30 protein-coding genes are annotated in these 25,212 nt (G+C 66.2%); 18 read left to right on the forward strand and 12 right to left on the reverse strand.

Annotation, left to right across the window (positions count from 1 at the left end):
• Positions 1-4: 4 nt before the first annotated feature.
• The gene (locus SH584_RS06400; RefSeq protein WP_324805655.1) at positions 5-3,169 is read right to left on the reverse strand and encodes a TonB-dependent receptor plug domain-containing protein; all 3,165 of its coding nucleotides are present in this window, start codon (positions 3,167-3,169) and stop codon (positions 5-7) included.
• 225 nt (positions 3,170-3,394) lie between these two features.
• On the opposite strand from SH584_RS06400, the gene SH584_RS06405 reads away from it, so the two are divergent.
• A complete protein-coding gene (locus SH584_RS06405; RefSeq protein WP_324805656.1) occupies positions 3,395-3,913 on the forward strand; it encodes a hypothetical protein in 519 nt (172 codons plus the stop codon).
• On the opposite strand, the gene SH584_RS06410 is transcribed toward SH584_RS06405, so the two are convergent.
• Both SH584_RS06410 and xseA read right to left on the reverse strand, forming a co-directional pair.
• On the reverse strand, positions 3,910-4,122 hold the full coding sequence (locus tag SH584_RS06410) for a DUF2093 domain-containing protein (protein ID WP_322842351.1): 213 nt from the start codon (positions 4,120-4,122) through the stop codon (positions 3,910-3,912). The genes SH584_RS06405 and SH584_RS06410 overlap by 4 nt on opposite strands.
• Before the next feature lie 2 nt (positions 4,123-4,124).
• Positions 4,125-5,531, reverse strand: coding sequence for an exodeoxyribonuclease VII large subunit (gene xseA / locus SH584_RS06415; RefSeq protein WP_324805657.1), 1,407 nt, complete (start codon positions 5,529-5,531; stop codon positions 4,125-4,127).
• Between xseA and purD the strand changes: the two genes are divergently transcribed.
• The 3 genes from purD (at position 5,530) to SH584_RS06430 (ending at position 7,724) form a co-directional block, all read left to right on the forward strand.
• On the forward strand, positions 5,530-6,780 hold the full coding sequence (gene purD / locus SH584_RS06420; protein WP_324805659.1) for a phosphoribosylamine--glycine ligase: 1,251 nt from the start codon (positions 5,530-5,532) through the stop codon (positions 6,778-6,780). The genes xseA and purD overlap by 2 nt on opposite strands.
• Positions 6,777-7,097, forward strand: coding sequence for a hypothetical protein (locus tag SH584_RS06425; RefSeq protein ID WP_322842013.1), 321 nt, complete (start codon positions 6,777-6,779; stop codon positions 7,095-7,097). Before purD ends, SH584_RS06425 begins: the two co-directional genes overlap by 4 nt.
• A gap of 120 nt (positions 7,098-7,217) precedes the next feature.
• Complete coding sequence (locus SH584_RS06430; RefSeq protein ID WP_322842012.1) at positions 7,218-7,724, forward strand: hypothetical protein; 507 nt, start codon at positions 7,218-7,220, stop codon at positions 7,722-7,724.
• Here the strand turns inward: SH584_RS06430 and SH584_RS06435 are convergent.
• The gene (locus SH584_RS06435; RefSeq protein WP_322842011.1) at positions 7,721-9,067 is read right to left on the reverse strand and encodes a hemolysin family protein; all 1,347 of its coding nucleotides are present in this window, start codon (positions 9,065-9,067) and stop codon (positions 7,721-7,723) included. The two genes, SH584_RS06430 and SH584_RS06435, sit on opposite strands and share 4 nt — an antisense overlap.
• 133 nt (positions 9,068-9,200) lie before the next feature.
• Here SH584_RS06435 and SH584_RS06440 point away from each other — a divergent pair, with 133 nt between their 5' ends.
• A complete protein-coding gene (locus SH584_RS06440; protein ID WP_324805663.1) occupies positions 9,201-9,872 on the forward strand; it encodes a YiaD family glycine zipper/OmpA-like lipoprotein in 672 nt (223 codons plus the stop codon).
• Positions 9,873-9,917: 45 nt separating this feature from the next.
• On the opposite strand, the gene SH584_RS06445 is transcribed toward SH584_RS06440, so the two are convergent.
• Complete coding sequence (locus tag SH584_RS06445; RefSeq protein ID WP_324805665.1) at positions 9,918-10,412, reverse strand: nucleoside deaminase; 495 nt, start codon at positions 10,410-10,412, stop codon at positions 9,918-9,920.
• Between the two features lie 12 nt (positions 10,413-10,424).
• On the reverse strand, positions 10,425-10,739 hold the full coding sequence (locus SH584_RS06450; protein ID WP_324805667.1) for a hypothetical protein: 315 nt from the start codon (positions 10,737-10,739) through the stop codon (positions 10,425-10,427).
• Positions 10,740-10,920: 181 nt separating this feature from the next.
• On the opposite strand from SH584_RS06450, the gene rpmB reads away from it, so the two are divergent.
• Entirely contained in the window at positions 10,921-11,211 is a 291-nt protein-coding gene (rpmB, locus tag SH584_RS06455) for a 50S ribosomal protein L28 (RefSeq protein WP_322842007.1), read from the forward strand.
• Between the two features lie 31 nt (positions 11,212-11,242).
• On the opposite strand, the gene SH584_RS06460 is transcribed toward rpmB, so the two are convergent.
• The 4 genes from SH584_RS06460 to SH584_RS06475 form a co-directional block, all read right to left on the reverse strand.
• Positions 11,243-12,184, reverse strand: coding sequence for an esterase-like activity of phytase family protein (locus tag SH584_RS06460; RefSeq protein WP_324805670.1), 942 nt, complete (start codon positions 12,182-12,184; stop codon positions 11,243-11,245).
• A gap of 155 nt (positions 12,185-12,339) precedes the next feature.
• Positions 12,340-14,172 (reverse strand): cobaltochelatase subunit CobT, encoded by a 1,833-nt coding sequence (gene cobT / locus SH584_RS06465; protein ID WP_324805672.1) that lies wholly within the window; start codon positions 14,170-14,172, stop codon positions 12,340-12,342.
• Between the two features lie 10 nt (positions 14,173-14,182).
• Positions 14,183-15,187: a cobaltochelatase subunit CobS gene (gene cobS, locus SH584_RS06470; RefSeq protein WP_324805674.1), complete on the reverse strand. Its 1,005-nt coding sequence runs from the start codon at positions 15,185-15,187 to the stop codon at positions 14,183-14,185.
• A gap of 9 nt (positions 15,188-15,196) precedes the next feature.
• Positions 15,197-15,904, reverse strand: a complete 708-nt coding sequence (locus tag SH584_RS06475) for a winged helix-turn-helix transcriptional regulator (protein ID WP_324805676.1) — start codon at positions 15,902-15,904, stop codon at positions 15,197-15,199.
• Positions 15,905-15,973: 69 nt separating this feature from the next.
• Here SH584_RS06475 and SH584_RS06480 point away from each other — a divergent pair, with 69 nt between their 5' ends.
• The 7 genes from SH584_RS06480 to SH584_RS06515 are packed head-to-tail and all read left to right on the forward strand — an operon-like array spanning position 15,974 to position 20,552.
• The gene (locus SH584_RS06480) at positions 15,974-16,411 is read left to right on the forward strand and encodes a VOC family protein (protein WP_324805678.1); all 438 of its coding nucleotides are present in this window, start codon (positions 15,974-15,976) and stop codon (positions 16,409-16,411) included.
• A gap of 3 nt (positions 16,412-16,414) precedes the next feature.
• A complete protein-coding gene (locus SH584_RS06485) occupies positions 16,415-17,131 on the forward strand; it encodes a glutathione S-transferase family protein (RefSeq protein WP_324805680.1) in 717 nt (238 codons plus the stop codon).
• Entirely contained in the window at positions 17,128-17,847 is a 720-nt protein-coding gene (locus SH584_RS12705) for a DUF1428 domain-containing protein (RefSeq protein ID WP_473964671.1), read from the forward strand. The genes SH584_RS06485 and SH584_RS12705 overlap by 4 nt, the downstream gene beginning before the upstream one ends.
• Before the next feature lie 27 nt (positions 17,848-17,874).
• A complete protein-coding gene (locus tag SH584_RS06500) occupies positions 17,875-18,687 on the forward strand; it encodes a VOC family protein (RefSeq protein WP_324805682.1) in 813 nt (270 codons plus the stop codon).
• Positions 18,684-19,181, forward strand: a complete 498-nt coding sequence (locus SH584_RS06505; RefSeq protein ID WP_324805684.1) for a VOC family protein — start codon at positions 18,684-18,686, stop codon at positions 19,179-19,181. Before SH584_RS06500 ends, SH584_RS06505 begins: the two co-directional genes overlap by 4 nt.
• Positions 19,174-19,896: a dihydrofolate reductase family protein gene (locus SH584_RS06510; protein WP_324805686.1), complete on the forward strand. Its 723-nt coding sequence runs from the start codon at positions 19,174-19,176 to the stop codon at positions 19,894-19,896. Before SH584_RS06505 ends, SH584_RS06510 begins: the two co-directional genes overlap by 8 nt.
• A complete protein-coding gene (locus SH584_RS06515) occupies positions 19,893-20,552 on the forward strand; it encodes a glutathione S-transferase family protein (RefSeq protein ID WP_324805688.1) in 660 nt (219 codons plus the stop codon). Before SH584_RS06510 ends, SH584_RS06515 begins: the two co-directional genes overlap by 4 nt.
• On the opposite strand, the gene SH584_RS06520 is transcribed toward SH584_RS06515, so the two are convergent.
• Both SH584_RS06520 and SH584_RS06525 read right to left on the reverse strand, forming a co-directional pair.
• On the reverse strand, positions 20,549-21,115 hold the full coding sequence (locus tag SH584_RS06520) for a J domain-containing protein (protein WP_324805690.1): 567 nt from the start codon (positions 21,113-21,115) through the stop codon (positions 20,549-20,551). The genes SH584_RS06515 and SH584_RS06520 overlap by 4 nt on opposite strands.
• On the reverse strand, positions 21,112-21,621 hold the full coding sequence (locus SH584_RS06525; protein ID WP_324805691.1) for a hypothetical protein: 510 nt from the start codon (positions 21,619-21,621) through the stop codon (positions 21,112-21,114). The genes SH584_RS06520 and SH584_RS06525 overlap by 4 nt, the downstream gene beginning before the upstream one ends.
• 37 nt (positions 21,622-21,658) lie before the next feature.
• Here SH584_RS06525 and SH584_RS06530 point away from each other — a divergent pair, with 37 nt between their 5' ends.
• The 5 genes from SH584_RS06530 to SH584_RS06550 all read left to right on the forward strand — a co-directional run bounded on the left by SH584_RS06530 (position 21,659) and on the right by SH584_RS06550 (position 25,198).
• Positions 21,659-21,943 carry a BolA family protein gene (locus tag SH584_RS06530; RefSeq protein WP_324805692.1) on the forward strand — a complete coding sequence of 95 codons (285 nt, stop codon included), beginning with the start codon at positions 21,659-21,661 and terminating at the stop codon, positions 21,941-21,943.
• A gap of 5 nt (positions 21,944-21,948) precedes the next feature.
• Positions 21,949-22,836, forward strand: a complete 888-nt coding sequence (locus SH584_RS06535; protein ID WP_324805694.1) for a hypothetical protein — start codon at positions 21,949-21,951, stop codon at positions 22,834-22,836.
• On the forward strand, positions 22,833-23,357 hold the full coding sequence (locus SH584_RS06540; RefSeq protein WP_324805696.1) for a GNAT family N-acetyltransferase: 525 nt from the start codon (positions 22,833-22,835) through the stop codon (positions 23,355-23,357). The genes SH584_RS06535 and SH584_RS06540 overlap by 4 nt, the downstream gene beginning before the upstream one ends.
• Before the next feature lie 72 nt (positions 23,358-23,429).
• Positions 23,430-24,311, forward strand: a complete 882-nt coding sequence (locus tag SH584_RS06545; protein WP_324805698.1) for a pirin family protein — start codon at positions 23,430-23,432, stop codon at positions 24,309-24,311.
• Entirely contained in the window at positions 24,308-25,198 is an 891-nt protein-coding gene (locus SH584_RS06550; protein ID WP_324805700.1) for an alpha/beta fold hydrolase, read from the forward strand. The genes SH584_RS06545 and SH584_RS06550 overlap by 4 nt, the downstream gene beginning before the upstream one ends.
• Positions 25,199-25,212 lie beyond the last annotated feature (14 nt).

A 25,212-nucleotide genomic window follows, 5' to 3' on the forward strand; every position in this document is an offset into this window, starting at 1 on the left:
AGACTTAGAAGTCGACGGTGAACCCGGCGAACAAGTACCGGCCCAGCGAGTCATAGACCTGCGGGAAGGTGTTGCCGTTGCCGAAGCCGGCCGGGATGACCTGGCCACCACCGAGCGGCGGACGGCGATCAAGGATGTTGTTCGCACCGACGCGCAGGTTGAGCTGGTCGCGGATACGAGCCGAGAGCGCGAGATCGAAGTAGTTCTGCGCCTTCAGTTCCTTGTTGCCCTCGAGCACGGTGCCCGACAGATCTTCGTCGTTGCTGGCCGCATCGTTCTTCACGCGGCTGAAGTGACGCCACTGACCCGAAATCCCAATCCCCGACGGGAAGGTGAAGCCGAGACGGAACTTGTGGCGCCACTTCGGGTTCGGGGTGCCGCACTGGTTACCGAAGTAGCCGGCGCAGTCGTAGGTGATGTCGCCAAGCGGGTTGACTTCGAGCTTGTCGAGGTAGGTGCCGACGAGGCTGGCGTTGAAGTTGCCCCACGTTCCGATTTCACGGGCGTAGGACGCGTTCAGATCGACGCCGCGGGTCTTGATGCCACCCACGTTGGTGTTGATATCGGTCACGAAGCCGTTCGGTGTCAGATAGAGCGAGCCGAACTGGTCGCGGTTGATCCGATCGCAGAAGAAGGGATCAGCCGTATCCACGCACTGCGACACGATCGTGTCGAAACCGATCGTTCCGATGGCGTCCTTTACGCGGATGTCAAACCCGTCGACCGTGATCGCCAGACCCGGAATGAACCGCGGCTGGAGTACGAGACCAAGCGTATACGAGTCAGCCGTCTCCGGAGTCAGATCAGGGTTGCCACCAATGAAGCCGTTGTACTGATCGGCCACGTTGGCGCGGATCGAGCCATACTGAGCAGCGGTGACACCGGTCAGCTGGCACTGTGCCAGCGTCGCGTCCGGCTCTGCACCGGCGCACGGATCGGCAGAACCAGTCAAGCCGACCGACTGTGCCGAGAAGAGCTCGACGACGTTCGGCGCGCGGACTGCACGGTTGTAGCTGCCGCGGAGGCGAATGTCGCGAACCGGGGCAATTTCAGCTTCGATCTTGTAGGTGTCGGTCGAGAAGCTGTTGCCGGCAACCGAGTAGTCCGAATAGCGGTAACCGCCGCGCAGCGTGAATTCGTGGATGAACGAATTGCTGACGATCGGCACTTCGATTTCGCCGAACAGTTCCTTGACGTCGAACTTGCCGCTGACGCCGATGGTCGGGCCGCCCTGGCCGGCGAGGTCGCCGGTCGAGAAGGCCTGGTCGGTCTTCAGCGTCAGTGCTTCCTTACGATACTCGCCACCGATGTTGAGGCCGATGCCGCGATCCGCCCACGGGCTCTGGATGCCATATTCGCCCAGTTCCGCGGTGATGTTGAGGTTGGCAACGGTTTCCTGCGTGTCGCCGCGCTGGAAGCCCGGGGTCTGCAGGTAGTTCAACGCGGCCGGCGTGACGCCACCCGGTGCGAAGATGTCGTAGGGGACGCAGTTCGGGTCGGTACCGTCGAGGACCGAGATACAAACCGGCGCGCCGGAGACCGGATCCGCAACGACCTGCTGAGCACGGCCGAGACGCGTGACCGAGAAGTCGTTGAGATAGGTTTCAGCGAGGATCGTCTTCCCGAATTGGTAGGACGCATCGTACGACAGGCCACGACCCAGATCGCCGCGCATGCCGGCAACAATACGGTAGGCGGTGTGCTGGAGGTCGTCCTGGCGGCCACCACCTTCAACGTTACGACGAAGGGGGATCAGGATCGCCGAGTTGAACGGACCCGTTGGGCCGTTGAACGTGGTCGGAGCGTTGAAACCAAGCAGCGGGGCCTGAAGCGGACCATCGCCGTCGGGATCGACACCGAAGATCGGGGTCTGACCCACGAGGTTGCCGAAGTTGCTGTTGAACTCGCCGTCGAACACGGCTGCGTCCGTAGGATCGTACGCCGCCGTAACGCAGATTGCGTCACGCTGTTGCGTCGAGAGCAGCGGGTTGTTGCAGTTCAGCGAGGTCGTGTTGCCGAAGTTACCCGACGGAGCGATCTGCGCGATAGACTGATCGTCCATGAACATCGCTTCGAGGTAGGGCTTGGCATAATCGCTGATCTCGAACTCGGCGAAGGCACCGGCCGTGTAACGCTCGTTCGGGCGCTGGTAGTAGTTGTACGGCGCGAAGTTGAACGGCGTCGAACCCGGAATGAAGTTCCGGCCGGTACCAACCTGGAACGTTCCGACGTTCGTGAAGAAGGTGCCGTTGGCCGACGTGCCCGAACCACCGCAGCTGTAGCGGCGACCGGTCGTTGCGATCTGAGCGGCGTTGAGGCCGGTCAGCGAACAGGCCGAATAGTCGCGGCGATCCTGGGTGATCGCGTCCTGCTTGCGGTACGTGGCATAGGCCATGATGTGACCGCGGTTATCGGCGAAGCCGGTTCCGAAGGCGACCGAGATGTCCTGCGCGCCACCGTCGGTGACCATGCCGCCGGGCCGCGGGAAGCCACGCGCGTCGATCGCGTCGGCAACGTCGTTGCTCAGACGGTTGTTGTGGTTGAACACGCTCGCCTGGCCGTCAATGCGAAGGCCGGTGAAGGTGGTGTCCATGATGAAGTTGACAACGCCCGCGACGGCGTCGGCGCCGTACACCGACGAAGCACCGCCGGTCAGGACGTCGACGCGCTTGATCAGCGACGACGGGACGAAGTTGATGTCGGCGACCGGCGAGCGCGGGTCACCCGGCATCAGGCGGCGGCCGTTGATCAGGACGAGCGTGCGTGCCGAGCCGAGACCACGAAGGTTGACGGTGGCGGTGCCGGTCGAACCGTTCGAGACGTTCGAACCCTGCGCCGCGAACGACTGCGGCAGCGAGTTGATGAGATCTTCGGTGCGGGTCGTGCCCTGAAGCTTGACTTCCTGAGCGCTGATGACGGTGACCGGGCTGGCCGAGGTCAGGTTCGGCTGCGGAATGCGCGAGCCGGTGACGACGACGTCCTGGGCTTCCTGGATTTCCTCACCAGTGGCCGAGGTCGACGGCGGCGTCGTACCTTCCAAGGGAGCAGTGGTTTCCGGCGGATTCTGGTCGGCCGGCGGAACTTCCTGCGCGAAGGCAGGATTGGCGACCATGCTAGCACCGACCAGGAGGGTCGTGGCGAGCAGGCGCTGGCGGAAATCGAGCTTCATAAAATATCTTCCCCTTGCTTGCCGCGGTCGTAGCGCGACAGACGGTTCCGCAATGTTTCCATCGCTTCACAGAGTGTCTGTTACGTGACACGGCGAGGTGCTGGCAACGACCTGACCCTGTTCCGCCACTCTTCTGCGGACCCGTGTCGTAAAATTGCAACAGCGGCGCCTTGTGCCTGAAGGGTGCGACGCCATAGGCTGCTGGTAGCAAGGGGAGACCGAATCATGTCCCGCATTTTGATTGTCGCGAGTGTCGCGCTGCTGGCCCAGCCGGCGATCGCCCAGAAGCGCGCCCGCGCAGATTCGGCGCAAGTGCATCGCCTGCTGGGCTGCCGGGCCGAGGCCGATCCGGCCAAGCGGCTCGCCTGCTTCGACCGCGAAACCTCGTCGATCGAAACGGCCATCGCCCGCAAGGACCTGGTCTTCGTCGATCGCGAGCGAGCCACTGCGGCGCGCAAGGATCTGTTCGGATTCTCGGTACCCAGCTTCGGCGGCCTGTTCGGCGGCGGCGACGAGGATGACATCAAGCAGATCGAGAGCACCGTCGTCGCGACGAGCCGCAATGCCGACGGGGGCTGGGTCATCACGCTGGCCGACAAGTCAGTGTGGAGCCAGACCGACGACACGCCGCTCGGGCTGTCGCCGAAGCGCGGCAACAAGGTCGTCGTCCGCCGGGCCACGCTCGGCGCCTTCCGCCTCAGCGTGAACGGGCAGCCGGGACTGAAAGTGAAGCGGGTAGGTTAGAGGGCGCCGGCCTTCTGCTCGGCCTTCAGGCTGGTCGCGGCGTCGATGTAGGCTTCCTGCCGCGCCACCGACCAGTAGCGCAGTTCCTCCAGCGGGATCGCGGTGCCGGTGACCGCACAGCGGACATGATCGCCCGTCGCCAGCATCCGGAACGTGCCCTCTAGATAATGGATCTTCGCCTCGCGCGATCCGCCGCCACTCATCAACATCGTCAGCCCTCGTCGAACAGTCCGGGCTGCGGATAGGGGCTGGCGCGCTTTCGCTCAACCCGCTTGGCCTTTTGGAAGCTGACCGGCCCCGACCCGTCGCCGACCTGCGCTGCCACTACGCCATCGGCGAAATGAAGGTCGATCGCGCCGACATCGCGCGCCGCGGCGGCATGGACCAGCGTCTTGCCGCCTCGATCGGTCACCCGCACGAAGCCGCGCGATAGCGGTCGCTCGGGATGTGCCAGTTCCGCAAGGCGCCACAGCCCGGCGAGTCGTTCCCCCGCCCGCTCGACCCGATCGGTCAGCAACCGGGCCTGCAGCCTCGGCGCGATTTCCGCCAGGTCGGCGCGCGCGTGCGCGGTCCGCTGGGTCAGCCCGCGCGGCAGGCGATCGGCCACCTCGTCGAGCCGTTGCGCGAACGGCGAGAAGATCGCTTCGGGCGCGGGCCATCGCACGACGCTCTGGTCGAGCCGCTCCGCGGCACGGCCGGCGGCACGAGTCGCACAAGCGCTCTGGCGGTGACTTAATTCCCCTAACAGGCCGAGCAGTTCCGCGCGCACCGGAACTGCCATCTCCGCCGCGGCGGTTGGGGTCGGCGCCCGGCGATCGGAAGCGAAGTCGATCAGCGTCGTGTCGGTCTCGTGTCCGACGGCAGAAATCAGCGGGATCGGCGATTCGGCCGCGGCGCGTACCACCTCCTCCTCGTTGAAGGCCCACAGATCCTCGATCGAGCCGCCGCCGCGCGCCACGATCAGCAGGTCGGGGCGAGGCACCGGCCCGCCCTCGGCCAGCGCGCCGAACCCACGGATCGCCTCGGCGATTTTCGCCGCCGATCCCTCGCCCTGCACTGGCACCGGCCAGACGATCACCCGTGTCGGGCATCGATCTTCAAGGCGGTGAAGGATGTCGCGGATGACCGCGCCGGTCGGCGACGTGACCACGCCGATCACCTTGGGAAGGAAGGGCAGAGCCCGCTTGCGCTCTTCGCCGAACAGCCCTTCGGCGGCCAGTGCGCGGCGGCGGCGGTCGAGCAGCGCCATCAGCGCACCCTCGCCCGCCAGTTCCATCCGGTTGACCACGATCTGATATTTCGACCGTCCGGCGTAGGTCGTCAGCTTGCCGGTCGCGATGACTTCGGCGCCATCTTCGGGTCGGAAGGCGAGGCTTCCCGCCTGACCCTTCCAGATCACCGCGTCGATGCACGCCCCCTCGTCCTTCAGCGTGAAGTAGCAGTGGCCCGACGCGTGCCGCTTCCAGCCACTGATCTCGCCGCGCACACGGACATGGCCGAACGCCGATTCGACCGTGCGCTTGAGTGCGCCCGACAGTTCGCTGACGCTTTGTGCGGGCGAATTGTCGCCGTCCTTCGCCTCGGCTAGGAGACCGGACGTTTCGTCGGGGAATGCCATGAAAATCCTGTTGCTTGGTTCGGGTGGGCGCGAAGATGCGCTGGCGTGGCGCCTGACGCAATCGCCAAGCTGCACGTCGCTGGTTGCCGCGCCCGGCAATCCGGGCATCGCGCGCTGGGCCCAATGCGTGTCGATCGACCCGGCCGATCCACAAGCCGTCGTCGCGCTGGCGAAAGAACGGGCCATCGACCTCGTCGTCGTCGGTCCCGAAGCTCCGCTCGTCGCGGGGGTGGCCGACGCCTGCCGCGCCGCCGGAATTGCCGCCTTCGGGCCCAGCGCCGCCGCGGCGCAGCTCGAAGGCTCGAAGGGGTTCACCAAGGACCTTTGCGCCAACGCCTCGATTCCCACCGCCGCCTATGTCCGCGTCGAGACCGAGGCGGCCGCCCTCGCCGCGCTCGATCGCTTCTCGATCCCGGTCGTCGTTAAGGCCGACGGCCTCGCCGCGGGCAAGGGCGTTACCGTGGCGATGACCCGCGCGGAGGCCGAGGCCGCGATCCGCGCGGCAGGCGACGGCGCGATGGTGATCGAGGAATTCCTGACCGGCGAGGAAGCCAGCCTGTTCGCACTGGTCGACGGGACACGCTGCGTCGTGCTGGCCTCGGCGCAGGACCACAAGCGCGTCGGCGAAGGCGATACCGGCCCGAACACCGGCGGCATGGGCGCCTATTCGCCCGCCCCGGTGCTCACCCCCGCACTCGAAACACGCGCCATGCGCGAGATCGTCGAACCGACCGCCCGCGCGATGGTCGAGGCCGGGACGCCTTTCTCTGGCGTACTCTACGCCGGCCTGATGCTCACCGCCGACGGGCCGAGCCTGATCGAATATAATGTCCGTTTCGGCGATCCCGAGTGCGAGGCGATCATGCCGCGGATCGAGGGCGACTTTGCCCAATTGCTCCACGATGTCGCCACCGGCGCCCCGTTCGACGCACCCAAGTTGTCGTCGGACACGACGATGACGGTCATCCTTGCCGCGAGGGGTTACCCGGGTACGCCCGCGAAGGGCGGCTCAATTGGCGGGATCGAATCCGCCGAGGAGGTCGACGGCGTGACGGTCTTCCACGCCGGCACTTCGCGCCACGACGGTAGGCTCGTCGCCAGCGGTGGCCGCGTGCTCGCGGTCACGGCGCGCGGTGCCAATCTTGGCGAAGCCGCCACGCGGGCTTATCGAGCAGTGGATGCAATCGCCTTCGACGACGGTTTCCACCGGCGCGATATCGGCTGGCGAGAGCTGGAAAGGACCGCATGACCCGGTTTCGAATTTTGATGCTCGGCATCGCCGCCAGCCTCGCCTTCACCGCGCTGTGGCACGGGCCGCTTGGTGCTGGCGACCGAATGGCGACGCGCGCCGAAGTCATCGCGCGGCGCACGCTCGACTATTACGAACTGCCGATGATTCAGGCGCGGATGGAGCGGCAGCCCATGTCGCGCCGCATCGTCCTGTCCGGTCCGGCCGACAATTTTCAACGTGGCGAGCTGGTCCGGATCATGGACCAGATCCCGGGCATTCTCGAAGCCACCTGGGACCCCGCCTCGCTCCCGCAGGAACGGAGGGTCGTCCCATGATTCCGCTAGCCATCGAAGCGCAGATGCTCGGCCTGCTCGGCTTCGCGATCGGAATGATCGGCGCCTATGTCGGCGAGCTTCGGCGTCGCGCAAACTATTGGAAAAAGAGGATCTGACCGAATGGAATTCATGACCATCTACTGGCCCGTCCTGCTAATCGGCATCGTCATCGGTGCGATCGTCGGCTATTTCTACTTCCGCCCGCGCCAGAGCGTCCGCCTCAGTGACGACACGCCGGTTCGGCCTCACATGGCGGTCGCCGCGCAGCCGGTCGAGGCGCCGCACGAAGGCCGTGGCATTTCCGACGAAGCCGCCGCGGCGACCAGCGACGTCGCCGGCCAGTTCCTCGGCACCGATGTCCATGACGAACTTCCCGGAGCGGACGGCGCGCCGGACAATCTGCAGCAGTTGAAGGGCGTCGGCCCCAAGCTTGCTGGGATCCTCAACGAGCGCGGGATCACTCGCTTCGACCAGATCGCGAGCCTGTCGGCAGGTCAGGTCGAAACGCTCGACGCCCAGCTCGGCGCCTTCCGCGGCCGCTTCGAGCGTGACCGGATCGTCGAGCAGGCATCCTATCTCGCGCGCGGGGACACCGACGGCTACCGCGCCCGCTTCGGCAACCTCTAACTGGTCTTGGCCGCCGCCTCGTCCTCGGACCGGCGGCGGCGAGGACGGCTGACGAGCAGCTTGTCGATCTTGCGGCCGTCCATGTCGATCACCTCGAACCGGAAGCCGTCGAACTTGAACGTTTCGCCGGTCACCGGGATCTTCTTCAGCACCGACAGCGCGAAGCCCGCCGCGGTCGAATAGTCGCGCTCGCTCGGCATCGACACGCCCAGCCGGTCGCCGAGCAGGTCGGCGCTCGCCGAACCGGACACCAGCCAGCTGCCGTCCTCGCGCTCGACGCACGGCGGGTCCTCGCCCTCGTCCAGGTCATTGGCGAACGCCCCGGCCAGCGCCGCCAGGATCGACCCCGGCGTGACGATACCGTCGAGGTGGCCATATTCGTCATGGACCAGCGCCAACGGAACGTCGGCCGATCGAAGCACCGCCAGCGCGTCCATCGCATCCATCAGATCGGGAATGACCGGCGCCGCCTTGGTCAGCGAGCGGACGTCGAGCGTCTCACCCGCCAGTAGCGCGGTCAGCATGTCGCGCGTCGACACCACGCCGACGATATTGTCGACCGACCCGTCCGCGACCGGGATGCGGCTGTGCGGTGTTTCGGCCAGCGCCTTGCGGACATCTTCCTGACTGCAGGCGATGTCGATCCAGTCGATGTCCATGCGCGGGGTCATCACTTCGCGCACCGGACGGTCGGCCAGCCGAACGATGCCCGAGATGATCGCTCGCTCATTCTCCTCGAGCACGCCTGCGGTCTGCGCCTCGGCGACGACCAGGTGCAATTCCTCGGCGGTCACGACATTCTTGTTTTCGCGCGTGAGTCCTAGCGCCTTGAAGATCATCGCGCTGGTGCGATCGAGCAGCCACACGAACGGCGCGGTGACCTTGCTCAGCCAGAACATCGGGCGCGACATGATGACCGCGATCGCCTCCGGATTGCGAAGTGCGAATTGCTTGGGGACCAGTTCGCCGATGACCAGGCTGGCAAACGTCGTCACCGCGATGACGAGCGTGAAGCCGATCGTTTGCGCCATTTCCGGCTCGACACCCAGCATCGCGACCCGCTGACTGACCGGCATGCCCAGACTCGCGCCCGAATAGGCACCGCTGACGATTCCGATCAGGGTAATGCCGATCTGCACGGTCGACAGGAACCGGCCCGGCTCCGCCGCCAGCTTGAGCGCGGCCTTGGCACCCGCCGACCCGGTCTTTGCCAGCGCCTTTAGACGTGCCTCGCGCGCCGACACGATCGCCAGCTCGCTCATCGACAGAAGTCCGTTCACCGCGACGAGCGCGAGGATCAGGATGAGGTCGAACCAAGGAAAGGGAAGAAGCGCGTCGCCCATAGCGTCTGAGAGGTCCAATGCAGTTTTCCGGAAGGTCCGGCAAGAGCCGCCCGATCGATATGGCTACGGAACCATCGCGTCGGCGCCCCGTTCCCCGTGACGTCCCATTCCTTAGACACTCCGGAGAGATTTCATGCGTCGCATCACCATGCTGACGGGCTTCGCCATGACGGGCGCCATGCTCGTCACCGCCTGCACCACCAATCCCTACACCGGCCGCCGCGAGATTTCGCGGACCGCGATCGGCGCCATTGGTGGCGCGCTCGGTGGCTATCTCGTTGGCGATCTCGTCGGCGGACGCGGCGACCGGACCGAGAAGATCTTGGGCGCGGGCATCGGCGCCATCGCGGGCGGCGCGGTCGGCGCCTACATGGACCGACAGGAAGCCGACCTTCGCCGCCAGACCGCCGGCACCGGCGTTGACGTCATCCGCCAGGGCGACGACCTGATCCTGCGCATGCCGTCGGGAATCACCTTCGCGGTCGACCGCTACGACGTCCAGCCGGGGGCGCGCAGCACTCTCGACGAGGTGGCGCGCACGCTGTCGAGCTACAATCAGACCTATGTTGACGTGCTCGGCCACACCGATTCGGACGGGTCGGACGCCTATAATCAGGGTCTGTCGGAACGCCGCGCCAACGCGGTGGCCGACTATCTTTCGTCGCGCGGCGTCGCGCGTGCCCGCATGGGCGTCCGCGGCTTTGGCGAGACGGCCCCGATCGCCAGCAACGCGACGGTTGAAGGCAAGGCGCAGAATCGCCGCGTCGAGATCAAAATCGTCCCGGTGACCCAGCCGGGTTACTGATCGACCGACAATAATGAGGAAGGGCGCCCGTCGCGGCGCCCTTTTTCATGTCCGCCGTGCGGCGAAGAAGTCCTTGAGCTGCCGTCCCGCCTCGCCCTCGCCGATTCCGCCGAGCACGTCGGGCCGGTGATGGCAGGTCGGCTGCGCGAACACGCGCGCGCCATGGACGACGCCGCCGCCCTTGGGATCGTCGGCGGCAAAGCGCAACGCGTCGAGCCGTGCCAGCGCGATCGCCCCCGCGCACATCGCGCACGGCTCCAGCGTTACCCACAGAATGCACCCATCGAGCCGCGCCCGGCCCAGCCGGGTGGCGGCGTGGCGAATCGCGACGATTTCGGCGTGAGCGGTGGGGTCGAGCGTCCCGCGCATCGCATTGCGCCCCTCGCCGACGATCTCGTCGCCGAGCGTCACCACCGCGCCGACCGGCACCTCGCCCGACTCGGCAGCGGCAGCGGCGAGGTCGAGCGCCCGGCGCATCGGCGCGGGCAACGGAAAGCCACTCACCGCGCCGGCTTCATCAGGGACGAGCGTCGCGGTCATGCAGCATGAGCCCTAGGGAGCGGTCGAATTGGCCGGCACATCGGCCGGACGGCGAACCTCGACATTGGGAACCTGAACCTGAGTCTCGCCGCGGCGGATCTGTACTTCCGGCACGGCAACGTTGGCGGGCTTGGTGCCGATCGCGACCGACCCGGTCTCGACTTCGAACGCGGGCGCCTGACCGGCGCGGGCGCGGATCGTCCCGTCCTCGGCCTGCACCGTCGGCGGCGTCGCCGGGCGGGTCTGCGTGAAATTGACGAGGCCAAGAGCCACCGCACCGATCAGGGCGACGATGGCAAGGATGAGGATCAGGAGAATGGCGCGCATGGGCTTGGCTTTCGCTGAATTGATTCGGTTCTGCAACGTGCGATGCCGGTCGCGGTTGCGACACTGGCGAAAGAAGACGTTTCGGCCCGCTGCGGTTGACGAAGCGCGGAGTCGCTAGTATCGGGCAGCGCTTTCCGGGCGCACTCGTGTGCCCACCCTTCGATAATTAGGATATGAGCTGATGTCGCGCGTTTGCGAGCTGACCGGCAAGGGTCGTCAGGTGGGCAACAATGTTTCCCACGCCAATAACAAGACCAAGCGGACCTTCCTGCCCAACCTGCAGAACGTCACGCTGATGTCCGAATCGCTTGAAAAGAGCGTGAAGCTACGGGTTTCGACCCACGGCCTTCGCTCGGTCGAGCATGTCGGCGGCCTCGACAATTGGCTGACCAAGACGAAGGCCGAGAAGCTCAGCACCCGCGCGGTCAAGCTGAAGCGCGAGCTGGCCAAGAAGGCGAAGGCTTCGGCCTAAGCCGTTCGGGCTTACCGGCCCGGCAACGAGATCACGACGCCCGGCCTTCGCGCCGGGCGTTTGTCGTTGCGGGAGGCCGGGTCCAATCGAGCGCCACGAGGAGCGTCCGCGCTAGCACGCGATGCCCGTCGTCGCTCACCAGCCAGATCCGCCAGCCCCCGCCGCGCCGAGGCACGATCTGCATTCCTTCGAAATTGTCCGATGGTCCGCCCGGAAGCGCCGTCAAGGGGCCAACCGCATAGCCCGTCTCGCTTGCCCGCAATTCGGCGACTGCCTGGTGGACGCCTTTCAGCCCCTTGCCGCGCAGCAGCAGCCACATCGACCCATCCGGCGCCGTGGCGGCGTCCGCGATCTCCATCCGCCCGTCGAGTGACAGCGATCGAGTCCTTCCTCCCCTGACCTCGACGAGGCCGCGGCCATTCTCCGCCAAGGCGACGATCCTGTCGCCACGATCGATCAGGCCTTCCGCCCCACGATTGCGCCGCCAGCCATTGCCGCCAAGGTCGGCGACTTCCGATCCGCGCGTGAAAGCCTCGTCGAATCGCCACAGCGAATGAAACTGCTCGAAGCCGACGATCCATCCGCCCGGAATAGGCAGCAGCGATTCGGCATCGCGCGAGACTTTGTAGGTGGGATCACCCGGCCCATCGGCCAGGTCGCGCACCGCCGCCTTCGGCTCCGTCACCGAAGGCGGATCGATCACCGCCACCCCGCCCAGATCGCTGATCACGACGAACTGCTTATTCTTGATCGCCAGCGCCGACAGCCCGCCCAGGCGAACGTCGGGTCCAGTCATGCGCCATGCCCCCGCCACCCGAAGCGGGCCTTCGCGATCGGCGAGGCGAACCGCCTCGTACGCCACGGGGACCACACGCGGCGGCCGGGAATGGCGATCGGGCATGTCGCGGATTGGTAGCGACACCAGCCACACCAGCGCGCCCAGAAACAAGCCATTGAAAAGAGGTGATTTCATGAACGGACGCTGCACGCGGTGTTCAGCCTCGGCCAAGCGCGAATCGGCCATATGATTCGCATAGGCGGGGTTTCCCCCTTTTCCCCCGCCGCACCTATCCCTCGCGTCGCGTAACGAGGGGGGCCCGGATCGAGCAATCGGTCCGGGCCCACTTTTTATCCGCGCTGGTCGAACAGCGACGCCAGCTGCTCGATGAGTGCGCCGCCGAGTTGCTCGGCATCCATGATCGTCACCGCGCGCTGATAATATCGTGTCACGTCGTGACCGATGCCGATCGCGGCCAGTTCGACGCTGGACCGCCCTTCGATCCAGCCAATCACCTGCCGCAGGTGCCGCTCCAGATAGGTCCCGCCATTGGCCGACGCGGTCGAATCGTCGACCGGGGCGCCGTCGCTGATCACCAGCAGGATTCGCCGCTCCTCACGCCGTGCCAGCAGGCGCTGGTGCGCCCACAGCAGCGCCTCGCCGTCGATATTTTCCTTCAGCAGCCCTTCGCGCATCATTAGGCCAAGGCTTCGCCGCGCATGGCGGTACGGCTCGTCGGCGCGCTTGTAGACGATGTGGCGAAGGTCGTTGAGGCGGCCCGGATGCGGCGGTCGCCCTTCGGCCAGCCACTGCTCGCGGCTTTGCCCGCCCTTCCAGCCACGCGTCGTGAAGCCGAGCACCTCAGTCGCGACCCCGCACCGCTCGAGCGTGCGCGCGAGGATGTCTGCCGACGTCGCCGCAATAGAAATTGGGCGGCCGCGCATCGACCCGCTATTGTCGATCAGCAGGCTGACCACCGTGTCCTTGAACTCGGTCTCGCGCTCGATCTTGTAGCTCAGGCTGTGCGCGGGGGAGACGATGACGCGCGCCAGCCGCGCCGCGTCGAGCATTCCTTCCTCCTGGTCAAAGTCCCAGCTGCGCGCCTGCTGCGCCATCAATCGCCGCTGCAGCCGGTTGGCGAGCCGCGTCACCACCCCGCCAAGGCTCGCCATCTGCTGGTCGAGATAGGCGCGGAGCCGCGTCAGCTCTTCCTCGTCGCACAGTTCGTCGGCAGTGACGACCTCGTCATATTTCGCGGTGTACGGACGATAGTCGGTCGGCGGCTCGTCGGCCCAATTTCGCCGCTGCGGCGCGGCGCGCGCCTGCTCGCCGCCATCGTCGCCGCTCGACGCGTCGCTGTCGTCGCTTTCGGCATCCTGTTCGGACTCGCGCTCGTCGCCGTCGTCGCTGTCGCGCTGCTCGCTGCGCATCTCCATCTCGCCGCCGTCGGCATCGCCGTCGCTGTCGGCATCCTCGGCGTCGTCGGGACCTTCATCCTCGCCCTGCTCGTCCTCTCCCCCTTCGTCAGGCGCTTCGTCGGCGGGGTCTTCGGCGTCGGCGAGGTCGAGATCCTCAAGCAGCCGCCGCGACAGCGTCGCAAACGCCGCCTGATCGTCGAGTGTCAGCGCAAGCGCATCGAGCTCCCCCCCTGCTTTTTCCTCAATCCAGTCGGCAACGAGGTCCAGTCCCGGCCTGGCCGCGGCGGGGGGCGCTTCGCCGGTCAGGCGTTGCCGGGCCAGCAGCCCGATTGCAGTCGCCAGCGGCACTTCCTCTGCGACGCGGGCGCGCGTGATCGGGTCGATCCGGGTCCGCGATTCCAGGTGGCGGCCAAGGTTGGCGCGAACCCCATCCATCCCCTTCGACCCCAGCGCCTCGACCCGCGCATCCTCCAGCGCATCGAACACCGCGCGCGCCTCGCCCTCGGCATGGGGCGCCCGCGCGGCGTGAAGCTTCGCATCATGATGCCGCAGCCGAAGCGCCAGCGCGTCGGCCGCGCCGCGCGCCTCGGCGACCAAGCCAGGTTCAAGCGAGGGACCGGGCGAGGGAACGCGGGCGACCTTGCCGACCGAGGCAGCGCTGCTTTCGCTCGCGAACACCACCTCGGCCTCGGCATCGTGGCCGAGGGCGCGCGCCGTCCCGCTCAGGATCGCGCGGAATTGGTCGAGGGGGGAAGCGACGGCCACGGCGATCGCGCTACCCGCGACCGACGATGCTTTCGGGCAGGTCCTTGCCGAACACGCGCTGATAATATTCGGCGATCAGCGGCCGCTCGGCCTCGTCGCATTTGTTGAGGAAGCTTAACCGGAAGGCGAAGCCGACGTCGCCGAAGATCAGCGCGTTCTGCGCCCAACTGATCACCGTGCGCGGGCTCATCACCGTCGACACGTCACCGTTGATGAAGCCTTGGCGGCTGAGGTCGGCGACCTTGACCATCTTGGTCACGGTGTCCTTGCCGCCTTCGCTGTCATACTCGCCCGACTTGGCGAGCACGATCTGCGCCTCGGTCTCCGCCGGCAGATAGTTGAGCGTGGCGACGATGTTCCAGCGATCCATCTGCCCCTGATTGAGCGCCTGCGTGCCGTGATAGAGGCCGCTGGTGTCGCCGAGGCCGATCGTGTTGGTCGTCGCGAACAGGCGGAACCACGGATGCGGGCGGATGACGCGATTCTGGTCGAGCAGGGTAAGCTTGCCGTCGGTTTCCAGCACGCGCTGGATGACGAACATCACGTCCGGGCGGCCCGCGTCATATTCGTCGAACACCAGCGCGACCGGGTGCTGGAGCGCCCACGGCAGCAAGCCTTCACGGAACTCGGTCACCTGCTGCCCGTCGCGAAGCACGATCGCATCGCGGCCGACCAGGTCGATGCGGCTGATGTGCGCGTCGAGGTTGATGCGAATGCAGGGCCAGTTCAGCCGCGCCGCGACCTGTTCGATATGAGTCGACTTGCCGGTGCCGTGATAGCCCTGGACCATTACGCGGCGATTGTTGGCAAACCCCGCGCAGATCGCCAGCGTCGTGTCCGGATCGAACACGTAAGCGGGGTCGAGGTCAGGGACACGCTCGTCGGCCTCGCTGAAGGCGGGCACCTCGAGGTCGCTGTCGACGCCGAATGCCTCTCGAACCTTGACCATCTTGTCGGGGGTCGAGAGGATGGTGTCGGAACGCCTGTCGAGCGTGACGTTGGGGATTTCGGTCATGCCCCGGCCTTAAGCCGAAGCTTTCCCCGCCTCAACACCCTTGGCGTCGACCTTCGACGGCAAGGGGAACAGCGTCACGAACCGCTCGACGACCGCGCGGTCGCCCTCGATCACCAGCAGGTCGAGCGGCTGGCCGCCATAGACCACCGCCGCGAGCAGCGTCGGCGCGGCGGTAATGATCGCGTCCGCACCTTCGACCGGACCCTTGATGACTTTGATCCCGCCCTTGCGGATCCGCGCCACGTAGCGGTCGGCACCGAAGCGAAAGCCGATCTTGGCATCAAACCCCTTGGCGCGCTTCTCGCTGATCATCGTCCGGAACGACAGCAGCACCGACACCCCGCTGATCGGCAACGTCGGGTCGTGCGCGGGCGACCTCGCCGCCCATCGCCCGATTGACTGGACGATCGGCTCGACCTCCAGTCCCCACGGCGTCGCTTCGTAGACTTGGACGCTCGCGGGCGGGGGAAGTTTGATTCGACGGACCAGCCCACGCTCCTCCAGTTCGGCGAGGCGCTGGGTCAGCACATTGGCGCTGATCCCCGGCAGGTCGCCACGAAGCTCGGAAAACCGCCGTGGCCCGAACAAAAGCTCCCGCAGGACCAGCAACGCCCAGCGCTCGCCAATCAGTTCGAGGGCGTGAGCAGTGCCGCAAGCGTCGTCATATCGCCGCTTCGGCTCCGCTCGCCGCTCATTGGTTACTTTTTCTAACTCCACGGTTGTCAGTTAGGACCGAGCGGTTTAGAAATCAAGCCGAATCGAGTCGTTACGAGAGGATTTGCAACGATGAGCCCAACGATCTTCCTCAATTTACCGGTCTCCGACTTCGCCGCCTCCCAGCGGTTCCTCGAAGCGCTTGGCGCGGCCAAAAATGCGAATTTCTCTGACGACACGGGCGCGTGCATGGTCTTGTCCGACAGCATTTATTTCATGCTGCTTTCGCACGAGAAATATCGGCAGTTCACTCCGCTTCCGATCGGCGATGCAAAGTCGTCGAGCACCGCGCTGATCGCCTTGTCGCGCACCGACCGCGAGCATGTCGACCGCAGCATCGAAGCCGGGGTCGCCGCCGGCGGCACCGCCGACCCTGCGCCGAAACAGGATCACGGCTTCATGTACGGGCGGAGCATCGCCGACCCCGACGGACATCATTTCGAACTATTCTGGATGGACCCCGCCGTCGCCGAGCAGGGCGCATCGGCGGTCGCGAGCGTCGAGGGCTAATCGATGACCAATCCCACCATCACGGCCTATGACTGGGTTCCCGATTTCGCCCGAGGGTACGTCCGCGACCTTCGCGTCCGCTGGGCGCTCGAAGAAGTCGGCCAGCCCTACGAGGTCCGCTACCTGTCGCAGGGCAGCCAGAAGCAACCGTCGCACCGCGCGATCCAGCCGTTCGGCCAGGTCCCGACTTACGAGGAGGACGACCTGACCTTGTTCGAGTCGGGCGCGATCGTCCTGCACATCGCGGCGCGGCACCCTCGATTGATGCCGACCGCGCCGCAAGCCCGCGCCCGTGTCTACGAATGGGCCTTCGCCGCGCTCAACACGGTCGAGCCGCCGATCGCCGACCTTGCCATCGCGACTTTGTTCGAGGCCGACCAGCCCTGGTCGAAGCCCCGGCTTCCCGCGGTGAAGGAGCGCATCGACGAGCGGATCGGCGACTTGTCGCTTCGGCTTGGCGAGCGCGAATGGCTCGACGGCGATTTCAGCGCGGGCGACCTGCTGATGGTCAGTGTCCTTCGCGATCTCACCGACAGCGGGATGCTTGCCACCTATCCCAACCTCGCCGCCTACGTCGCGCGCGGCGAGGCCCGCCCCGCCTTCCAGAAGGCGCTGGCGGACCAACTGGCGGGCTTCACCGGAGAGGCGCCCCCGCAATTCGCCGAATGGCTCGAGAAAATGAAGACGGCGCAAGCCGCACTGCAAGGAGAGAAAGCATGACCTACGTCGAAGGATTCGTCGCGGCCGTCCCCACCGCGAACAAGGATGCCTATCTGGAGCACGCCCGGCAGGCGTCGGACTTCATCATGGGCAATGGCGCCAGCCGGATGGTCGAAAGCTGGGGCGACGACGTCCCCGTCGGCAAGGTCACCGATTTTCCCGGCGCGGTGCAGGCGAAGGAGGACGAGACGGTCGTCTTCAGCTGGTTCGAATATCCCGACAAGGCCACCCGCGACGCCGCCAACGAGCGCATGATGACCGACCCGCGCATGGAGGAAATGAGCAAGGACATGCCCTTTGACGGCAGCCGCATGATCTATGGCGGTTTCGACGCCTTCGTCGACGAGCGGGCGGAAGGGACGACCGGCTATACCGACGGCTATGTGCTCCCCGTCCCCACCGACAAGAAGCAGGCCTATGCCGACATGGCACAGACGATGGCGGTCAAGTTCAAGGACATGGGCGCGCTGCGCGTGGTCGAGGCGTGGGGCGACGACCTGCCCGACGGCAAGGTCACCGATTACAAGCGCGCGGTGAAGGCCGAGGACGGCGAGAACGTCGTCTATTCCTACGTCGAATGGCCCGACAAGGCGACGCGCGATTCCGCCTGGGCGACGATGATGGCGGACACGTCGATGCAGGGCCAAGAAATGCCCTTCGACGGTAAGCGCATGTTCTGGGGCGGCTTCCAGCCGATCCTGGACACCAAGGCCTGAACCCGAACCGCAGCCGGAGAGCCGATCATGCCCAATCCCGAAGGCGACTTCATCTGGTATGAATTGATGACGACCGACCATGCCGCCGCAAAGTCATTCTACGACGCCGTCGTCGGCTGGGATATCGCCGCCGACTCCGTGGCGCCGGGCATGGAATATCGAATGATCGGCATCGCCGGCGGCGGCATGGCCGGCGGGGTCATGACCCTCGACGAGAAGATGATCGCGGGCGGCGCGCGACCGCTATGGATCGGCTACATCCACACCCCCGACGTCGATGCCAAGGTCGCTTCGATCACTGCCGACGGCGGCGGGGTGATGATGCCGCCATGGGACCAGCCCGGCGTCGGCCGGCTGGCGATGGTCACCGATCCGTCGGGCGCCGCCTTCTACCTCATGGACCCGCTTCCGCCCGAGGGGCAGGAAGACGCCAACAGCACCGTCTTCTCGGTCGATCAACCGCAGCACGTGCGCTGGAACGAACTGTGGACCGGCAACCCGGCTCAGGCGGTCGAATTCTACGCAAAGCACTTCGGATGGACGCAGGAAGGCGGGATGCCGATGGGAGAGATGGGCGACTATCAGTTCGTCCAGAATGCCGGCGTCCGGATCGGCGCGATCATGCCACTGATGCCCGACGTTCCCCATCCGATGTGGAACTTTTACATCGGCGTCGACGACATCGACCGCGCGAATGAAGCCATCAAGGCCAATGGCGGGACGGTCTTCCAGGAACCGATGCAGATCCCTGGCGGCGAATATTCGCTCAATGCCGCCGACCCGCAGGGCGCGACGTTCGGCCTCGTCGGCCCGCGCAAGAACACAGGAGAAAACGCATGACCGACAAGCTGACCACCGTCCTGTGGTTCGACCATGGCGAGGCGCGCAAGGCCGCCGAATTCTATGCCGCCACCTTTCCCGACAGCTTGGTCGGCGGGGGGATGATCGCGCCCGGCGATTATCCCGACGGCAAGCAGGGCAATGAGCTGACGGTCGACTTCACCGTCCTTGGGCGCGCCTTTTCCGGACTCAACGGCGGACCGAACTTCAAGCCGAACGAGGCGGTCAGCTTCATGGTCATGACCGAGGACCAGTCCGAGACCGACCGCTACTGGAACGCCATCGTCGACAATGGCGGGGCGGAAAGCGACTGCGGATGGTGCAAGGATCGCTGGGGTTTTTCCTGGCAGATCACCCCCCGTGTGCTGCTGGAAGCGACCACCAGCGCCGACACTGCCGCGGCTAGGCGCGCCTTCGAAGCAATGATGACGATGAAGAAGATCGACGTCGCCACGATTGAAGCCGCCCTTCGCGGAGAACGCGCCGATGCGTAAGGTCCGTGGCAGCGCATTCGTTTCGCTCGACGGCGTCCTGCAGGCCCCCGGTGGCCCGAGCGAGGATCCGACGGGCGGCTTCCAGCACGGCGGCTGGCTCCCGAAATTCTTCGACGCACAGGTCGGCGAGGCGATCGACGACTTTTTCGGCGCCGACTACGACCTGCTTCTCGGGCGTCGGACATACGACATCTTCGCGGCCTACTGGCCTTATGTCGGCGGCGAAGCGACCGGCATCGGCGAGGTATTCGAGACCGCTGGCAAGGAAGAAGGCGACGTAGCCGCGATCGAGATGGGCCGCGCCTTCACCGAAGCCAACAAGTACGTCCTCACCCGCGGGACGCCCGATCTTGATTGGTCGAACAGCCACCGCGTCGGCGGTATCGACGAACTCCGCGCAATCCGCGACGGCGACGGCCCCGACCTGCTCATTCAGGGCAGCGGCACGCTCTATCCTCAGCTTCTGGCTGCGGGCCTGCTCGACCGGCTCACGGTGATGACCTTCCCGGTGGTACTCGGCCAGGGCAAGCGCCTGTTCGGCGACGGCACCCCGGCCGAGGCGCTCAAGATGGTCGATCACAAGGTGACCGGTTCGGGCGCGGTCATCGCCACCTATGAGCCTGCGGGCTCGGTCGAGCAGGGCTGGGCGGGACCGCAATCGACCAGCGAGCGCGAGCAGGTGCGGCAGGCGGCGATCGCGAACGATCGCTGGTGAGCGACCTCACCCTCTTCGCGCATCCGTTCAGCAGCTATTGCTGGAAGGTGCTGATCGCCCTGTGGGCAGACGGCACGCCCTTCACCTACCGCAACGTCGACCCGTCCAATCCCGGCGCGATGGAGGACTTGCGCGCTCTCTGGCCGCTCGGAAAATTCCCCGTCCTGGTCGACGATGGCGAGGTGATTGCCGAAACCAGCTGCATTATCGAGCACCTCCAGGCCCGCCATCCCGGCCCCAACCACTGGATCCCCGACGGCAAAGACGGCCGCCGAACACGCTTTCTCGACCGCTTCTTCGACCAGCATGTGATGAACGCCGCGCAGCCCGCGGTAAATAATGCGCTCCGTCCCGCCGATGCCAAGGATGATTATGGCGAGGCGCAGGGGCGCACGGCGCTCAACACCGCCTACGATTGGCTCGAAGCCAATCTTGGCCACGGTCCGTGGGCGATTGGCGCTGCCTTCACGCTCGCCGACTGCGCCGCCGCGCCTGCGCTATTCTACGCCGACTGGATCGAGCCGTTTGGTCCTGAGCGACCGCGCCTCGCTGCCTATCGCGAGCGCCTGCTTGCCCATCCGGCGGTGTCACGCGCGGTCGAGGAAGCGCGGCCCTACCGCCATTACTTTCCGCTAGGCGCCCCCGACCGAGATTAGGCGAAGGCGCGGCTGCCCTTGAGCAGATTATAGGCTTCGATCACCTGACCCAGCTTCGTCTCGAAGCTGCGGTCGCCGCCGTTGCGGTCGGGGTGATAGCGCCGCACCAAGTCCGAATAACGCTGGCGAAGCGCGGTGCGGTCGATGTCGTCCTTCAGGCCGAGCGTATTGAGCGCGTTGCGCTCTGCACCGCTGAACCGCTCGACCGGCCGCCGTCGCGCACCGGCGCGAAAGCGCGCCGCGATGGCGTCGAGCGGATCGGAAAAGTCGCTCCACGCCGGGCCCGGGTCCGCGCCGCCGGTCGCGAACGGTCGGCTGACACGCTCCCACCCCGCGATCGGTGACTGCGCCGCCTCAATCTCGTCGGGGCTCATGCCGGCAAAGAAATTGTACGACGAATTGTGCGCGCGGACATGCTCCAGGCACAGGAAGGCATAGACGCCTGGCCCGTCGAAATCCCCGGGGATCACCGGCGCCCGAAACTCGCCCGGCTCGCCGCACCCGGGCACCGCGCAGCAGGTCGCGGCGCCTTCGATGCGGCCGTGGAACTTGGCCGACTTCACGCGTATTCCCCCCACTCCAGGTCGATCAGGTCGTTGGTCTTCAGTTCGGCCCAACGCAGCGCGAAGGCGGCAATGTCGGCACGGATCGCATCGATCGCGGCATCATCGAGCGACATGTCCGGAACCTGCGACTGAATCCAGCCTGACGCCGCCATGTCGCGAAGCGCGCGATTGTCGCCGCCACCCATCCAGAAGTCGGCCTCGAAACATTCGACCAGCCGCTCCGCCTGCACCATCTCGACGATCGCGGGGTCGGGCTTCGTCGCGCGCGATGCGCTGGCATGTCCGCCGACCTTCGCCATCAGACCGATCGCATCGGGGTCGGCGCCGCCGGCGATCTTCCCCCAAAACGCATCACGCAGTCCCAATCGGCGTTCCACCGCCAAATGCACATAGTCGTGCGGGATCGGCCCCTTCTTCGGGAAGTGGGTGACCGCCTTCGTCCCGTCGTCGCGGTCGATGTCGATCCGGTCGTCGACATGGCCTTTGGTAATCGAAATCCGCACTGCTTCCTCATCTTTGGGATGGCCCTATATAGGATCGATGACCGCAACCTCCACCGGCCCTGTCGCCTCCGAAATGATCGCGCGCCTGACCACGGCGCTATCGCCGATCCACCTCGACCTCGAGGATCAGAGCGACCATCACATCGGCCACGCCGGCCACGACGGCCGCGGCGAAAGTCACTTCTCTCTGACCATCGCCAGCCCCTCCTTTGAAGGCCAATCGCGTGTCGCCCGCCAGCGAATGGTCTACGCCGCGCTCGGCGACCTGATGAAAGAACGCGTCCATGCACTGACGATCAAGGCAATGGCTCCGGGGGAGTAAATCGGATGAACAGGGGAATGATGCTGCTTGGCGCGCTGGCGCTGGCAAGCTGTGCTCAGCAGCCTGAAGACAGTTCTGGCGACGTGACCACCTCAGAATCAATGTCGCCCGACGTTTCCCCTTCGGCGGCGCCGACCGTCGCTTGGACTTACGACTATAGTTACCGCCTCGATGACGTGGCGATCGCAGGAGCGCAGGAAGCGAGCGCGGCAAAGTGCGAGGCGCTTGGACCCGCACGCTGCCGTATCGTGGGCCTCACCTACACTGTCGACGGCGACCGCAACATCGAAGGGGACCTGAGCGTCAAGCTGGCACCCGAAATCGCGCGTGAGTTCGGAAAGCAGGCCAGCGAGATCGTGACCAAAGCCGGGGGCGATCTCGCCCGCATGGAGTTCAGCGGTGACGACACAGAGGCCCAGTCACGTTCCGCGACCACCGCACAGAGCGACGCTCGCGCGCGGATCGCTGCGATCCGACAGGATTTGCGTGACCCGCGCCTGGGCGACCGTGAGCGGACCGCGCTTCAGTCGTCGTTGCAACAACTCAACGATTCGCTGTCGAGCGCTCAGACCACTGCCGATAATGTTTCGGCCCGGCTGGCCTCGACGCCGATGACGTTGCACTATGTCGGTCGTGGGCGCCTGACCGGCTTTGTGGCAAACCCGCTGGTGGAAGCGGGTCGGTCCTTCGTCGCCAGCATGGTAACGATGGTCAGCGCGGTCCTTCAGTTCCTTGCAATCCTGCTGCCGTGGGTACTCCTGCTCGGCCTGTCGTTCGCCATCGCTCGGTCACGGCCAGCGCTCACCTTGTGGCGTTGGCTGACCCATTGGCCAAGCGTCCGCAGCCTACAGCCGGTGGCACAGGACGACGATGTAGCCCCGCCACGCGCATGAACCTTCGCCTCGCCACCAGTGCCGACCTACCCGCGATGATAGCGGTAATGGCGGCGGCGATCGGGCGGTTGCAGGACGACTATCTCACTGCCGAGCAGGTCGCGGCCAGCCATGCCGTCATGGGGCTCGATACCCAGCTGGTTGAAGACGGTACCTACTTCGTCGCGCTGGAGGGCGATCGCATCGTGGGTTGCGGTGGGTGGAGCCGGCGCGCGACGGTCTATGGCGGCGACCACAGCATCGACCTGCGGGAACCGCGGCTGCTTGATCCCGCCACCGAGCCCGCACGCATCCGCGCCATGTACACCCACCCCGACGCCGCGCGCCAAGGCGTCGGCCGGCTCATTCTCGCCGCCGCCGAGCGGGCCGCGCAGGCCGAAGGGTTTACGGCCGCGCAGCTGATGGCAACCCTGTCCGGCGAGCCGCTCTACCGCGCCAGCGGCTACACCGCCGTCGAACGGACCACGGCACGCTCGGGCGGCGTCGATGTCCCGCTCATCTTGATGACGAAGCAGATCTGACCCGACTTTGCGGACCTTTCGCATTCCTTCCGGCTGCTGATTGCGGTGAAATCCTGTGATAGAAGCGCGGTCATGATCGAAATCATCCCCGTCACGCACGACCTGGGCGACTTTAAGGTTCGCCGCACCCTCCCCGCCAAGACCCGCACGATGGTCGGCCCCTTCATCTTCGTCGACCAGTTCGGCCCCGCGCGGCTTTCCGCCGGGCACGGGATGGACGTGCGCCCGCATCCGCACATCAACCTCGCCACCGTCACCTATCTGTTCGAAGGCGCGATCGAGCATCGCGACAGCCTGGGGACGCGCCAGGTGATCGAGCCGGGTGCGATCAACCTCATGACCGCAGGCACTGGCATCGTCCATTCGGAACGATCGCCCGCCGAAACGCGTCCGGACGGACCCGTTTTCTACGGCATGCAGACCTGGCTCGCGCTGCCCGACGGCAAGGAGGAAATCGACCCGGCGTTCGAGCATGCCCACGGCGACGCGCTTCCGACCGTCGAAGGCGACGGCGTGTCCGCCCGAGTGTTGATGGGCAGCCTTTGGGGCCAGACCGCGGGCGTCACCCAGCATAGCGGGACGATTTACGCCGACCTCGTGCTGTCGCCGGGCGGCAGCGTTCCGATCGATGCCGAGGCCGACGAGCGCGCGATCATGCTGACAGAGGGCGCGGCCAGCCTCGACGGGCAGCGTCTGGAACTGTTCACGCTCTACATCCTCGCCCCCGGCGAGGCGATGACGCTGAAGGCCGACGGGCCCGCCCGCGCCATGCTGCTCGGCGGCGAAGCGTTCCGCACGCCGCGCCACGTGTGGTGGAACTTCGTCTCGTCGGATCGCGAGCGAATCCGCCACGCGCGCGACGAATGGACCGCGCGCCGCTTTCCGCTCGTCCCGGGCGACGAGGAAGAATGGATACCGATCCCCAAAGTCCCCAAAACGGTCAGCTATCCGTGATCAAAACGCGACGCGTTCGCCTTGCCAGCGGGATCACCCTCAACGTCGCGCTGGCCGGACGTGAAGACGCGCCGCCCGCCATCCTGCTCCACGGTTTCCCCGAATCGCACCGCACCTGGGGTTCGGTCGCGCCGCTGCTTGGCGACGACGTCCGGCTCGTCATGCCCGACCTTCGCGGGTTCGGGGAAAGTGACCGGCCGCAGGATGTCGCGGACTACGCGACCGACACGCTGATCGCCGACCTGTTCGAATTGGCCGGCGCGCTTGGCATCGACCGCTTCGCGCTTGTCGGGCATGATTGGGGCGGCGCGGTCGCCTGGGCCGCGGCGATCCGGGGCGATCCGCGCATCACCCGCCTCGCGATCGTCAACTCACCGCATCCGGCGATCTTCCAGCGAAGCATCATCGACGATCCGCAGCAGCGCGCCGCCTCGCAATACATCCGCGCCTTCCGCGATCCGGGGATGGAAGCGGCGGTCGCGCGGATGGGAGTCGATACATTCTTCGACAAAAGCTTCACCGGCCATGTCGATCTCTCGATCATCCCGGCCGACGAGCGCCAGCACTACATCGACGACTGGAGCCGCGACGGAGCGCTGACCGGCATGTTCAACTGGTACCGCGCCAGCCAGATCGTCGTTCCCGCCAATGGCGAGGCCGCCGACATGCCCGCATGGGTTACCCGCGGTGTTCCGCGCCTGCGCATCCCGGTGCGGATCGTCTGGGGCCTCGACGACAAGGCGCTGCTCCCCATCCAGCTCGACGGGATCGGCGAGGTCGGCGACGAGGTCGAGGTGGTCCCCCTCCCCGGCGTCGGCCATTTCGCCCCGTGGCAGGCGCCGGCCCAAGTCGCCGATGCGCTGCGGCCCTTCCTCCGCGTGGCGTGAACGGCTAGGCGCTC

The organism is Sphingomonas sp. LY29 (assembly GCF_035593985.1).
In the GTDB taxonomy this organism is placed as follows: Bacteria; Pseudomonadota; Alphaproteobacteria; order Sphingomonadales; family Sphingomonadaceae; genus Sphingomicrobium.

What these genes read in the sequence shown, in the direction of transcription:
- SH584_RS06400 (WP_324805655.1), bottom strand. Translation starts at nt 3,169, where the DNA reads ATGAAGCTCGATTTCCGCCAGCGCCTGCTCGCCACGACCCTCCTGGTC.
- SH584_RS06405 (WP_324805656.1), top strand. Translation starts at nt 3,395, where the DNA reads ATGTCCCGCATTTTGATTGTCGCGAGTGTCGCGCTGCTGGCCCAGCCG.
- SH584_RS06410 (WP_322842351.1), bottom strand. Translation starts at nt 4,122, where the DNA reads ATGTTGATGAGTGGCGGCGGATCGCGCGAGGCGAAGATCCATTATCTA.
- purD (WP_324805659.1), top strand. Translation starts at nt 5,530, where the DNA reads ATGAAAATCCTGTTGCTTGGTTCGGGTGGGCGCGAAGATGCGCTGGCG.
- xseA (WP_324805657.1), bottom strand. Translation starts at nt 5,531, where the DNA reads ATGGCATTCCCCGACGAAACGTCCGGTCTCCTAGCCGAGGCGAAGGAC.
- SH584_RS06425 (WP_322842013.1), top strand. Translation starts at nt 6,777, where the DNA reads ATGACCCGGTTTCGAATTTTGATGCTCGGCATCGCCGCCAGCCTCGCC.
- SH584_RS06430 (WP_322842012.1), top strand. Translation starts at nt 7,218, where the DNA reads ATGGAATTCATGACCATCTACTGGCCCGTCCTGCTAATCGGCATCGTC.
- SH584_RS06435 (WP_322842011.1), bottom strand. Translation starts at nt 9,067, where the DNA reads ATGGGCGACGCGCTTCTTCCCTTTCCTTGGTTCGACCTCATCCTGATC.
- SH584_RS06440 (WP_324805663.1), top strand. Translation starts at nt 9,201, where the DNA reads ATGCGTCGCATCACCATGCTGACGGGCTTCGCCATGACGGGCGCCATG.
- SH584_RS06445 (WP_324805665.1), bottom strand. Translation starts at nt 10,412, where the DNA reads ATGACCGCGACGCTCGTCCCTGATGAAGCCGGCGCGGTGAGTGGCTTT.
- SH584_RS06450 (WP_324805667.1), bottom strand. Translation starts at nt 10,739, where the DNA reads ATGCGCGCCATTCTCCTGATCCTCATCCTTGCCATCGTCGCCCTGATC.
- rpmB (WP_322842007.1), top strand. Translation starts at nt 10,921, where the DNA reads ATGTCGCGCGTTTGCGAGCTGACCGGCAAGGGTCGTCAGGTGGGCAAC.
- SH584_RS06460 (WP_324805670.1), bottom strand. Translation starts at nt 12,184, where the DNA reads ATGAAATCACCTCTTTTCAATGGCTTGTTTCTGGGCGCGCTGGTGTGG.
- cobS (WP_324805674.1), bottom strand. Translation starts at nt 15,187, where the DNA reads ATGACCGAAATCCCCAACGTCACGCTCGACAGGCGTTCCGACACCATC.
- SH584_RS06480 (WP_324805678.1), top strand. Translation starts at nt 15,974, where the DNA reads ATGAGCCCAACGATCTTCCTCAATTTACCGGTCTCCGACTTCGCCGCC.
- SH584_RS06485 (WP_324805680.1), top strand. Translation starts at nt 16,415, where the DNA reads ATGACCAATCCCACCATCACGGCCTATGACTGGGTTCCCGATTTCGCC.
- SH584_RS12705 (WP_473964671.1), top strand. Translation starts at nt 17,128, where the DNA reads ATGACCTACGTCGAAGGATTCGTCGCGGCCGTCCCCACCGCGAACAAG.
- SH584_RS06500 (WP_324805682.1), top strand. Translation starts at nt 17,875, where the DNA reads ATGCCCAATCCCGAAGGCGACTTCATCTGGTATGAATTGATGACGACC.
- SH584_RS06505 (WP_324805684.1), top strand. Translation starts at nt 18,684, where the DNA reads ATGACCGACAAGCTGACCACCGTCCTGTGGTTCGACCATGGCGAGGCG.
- SH584_RS06510 (WP_324805686.1), top strand. Translation starts at nt 19,174, where the DNA reads ATGCGTAAGGTCCGTGGCAGCGCATTCGTTTCGCTCGACGGCGTCCTG.
- SH584_RS06530 (WP_324805692.1), top strand. Translation starts at nt 21,659, where the DNA reads ATGACCGCAACCTCCACCGGCCCTGTCGCCTCCGAAATGATCGCGCGC.
- SH584_RS06535 (WP_324805694.1), top strand. Translation starts at nt 21,949, where the DNA reads ATGAACAGGGGAATGATGCTGCTTGGCGCGCTGGCGCTGGCAAGCTGT.
- SH584_RS06540 (WP_324805696.1), top strand. Translation starts at nt 22,833, where the DNA reads ATGAACCTTCGCCTCGCCACCAGTGCCGACCTACCCGCGATGATAGCG.
- SH584_RS06545 (WP_324805698.1), top strand. Translation starts at nt 23,430, where the DNA reads ATGATCGAAATCATCCCCGTCACGCACGACCTGGGCGACTTTAAGGTT.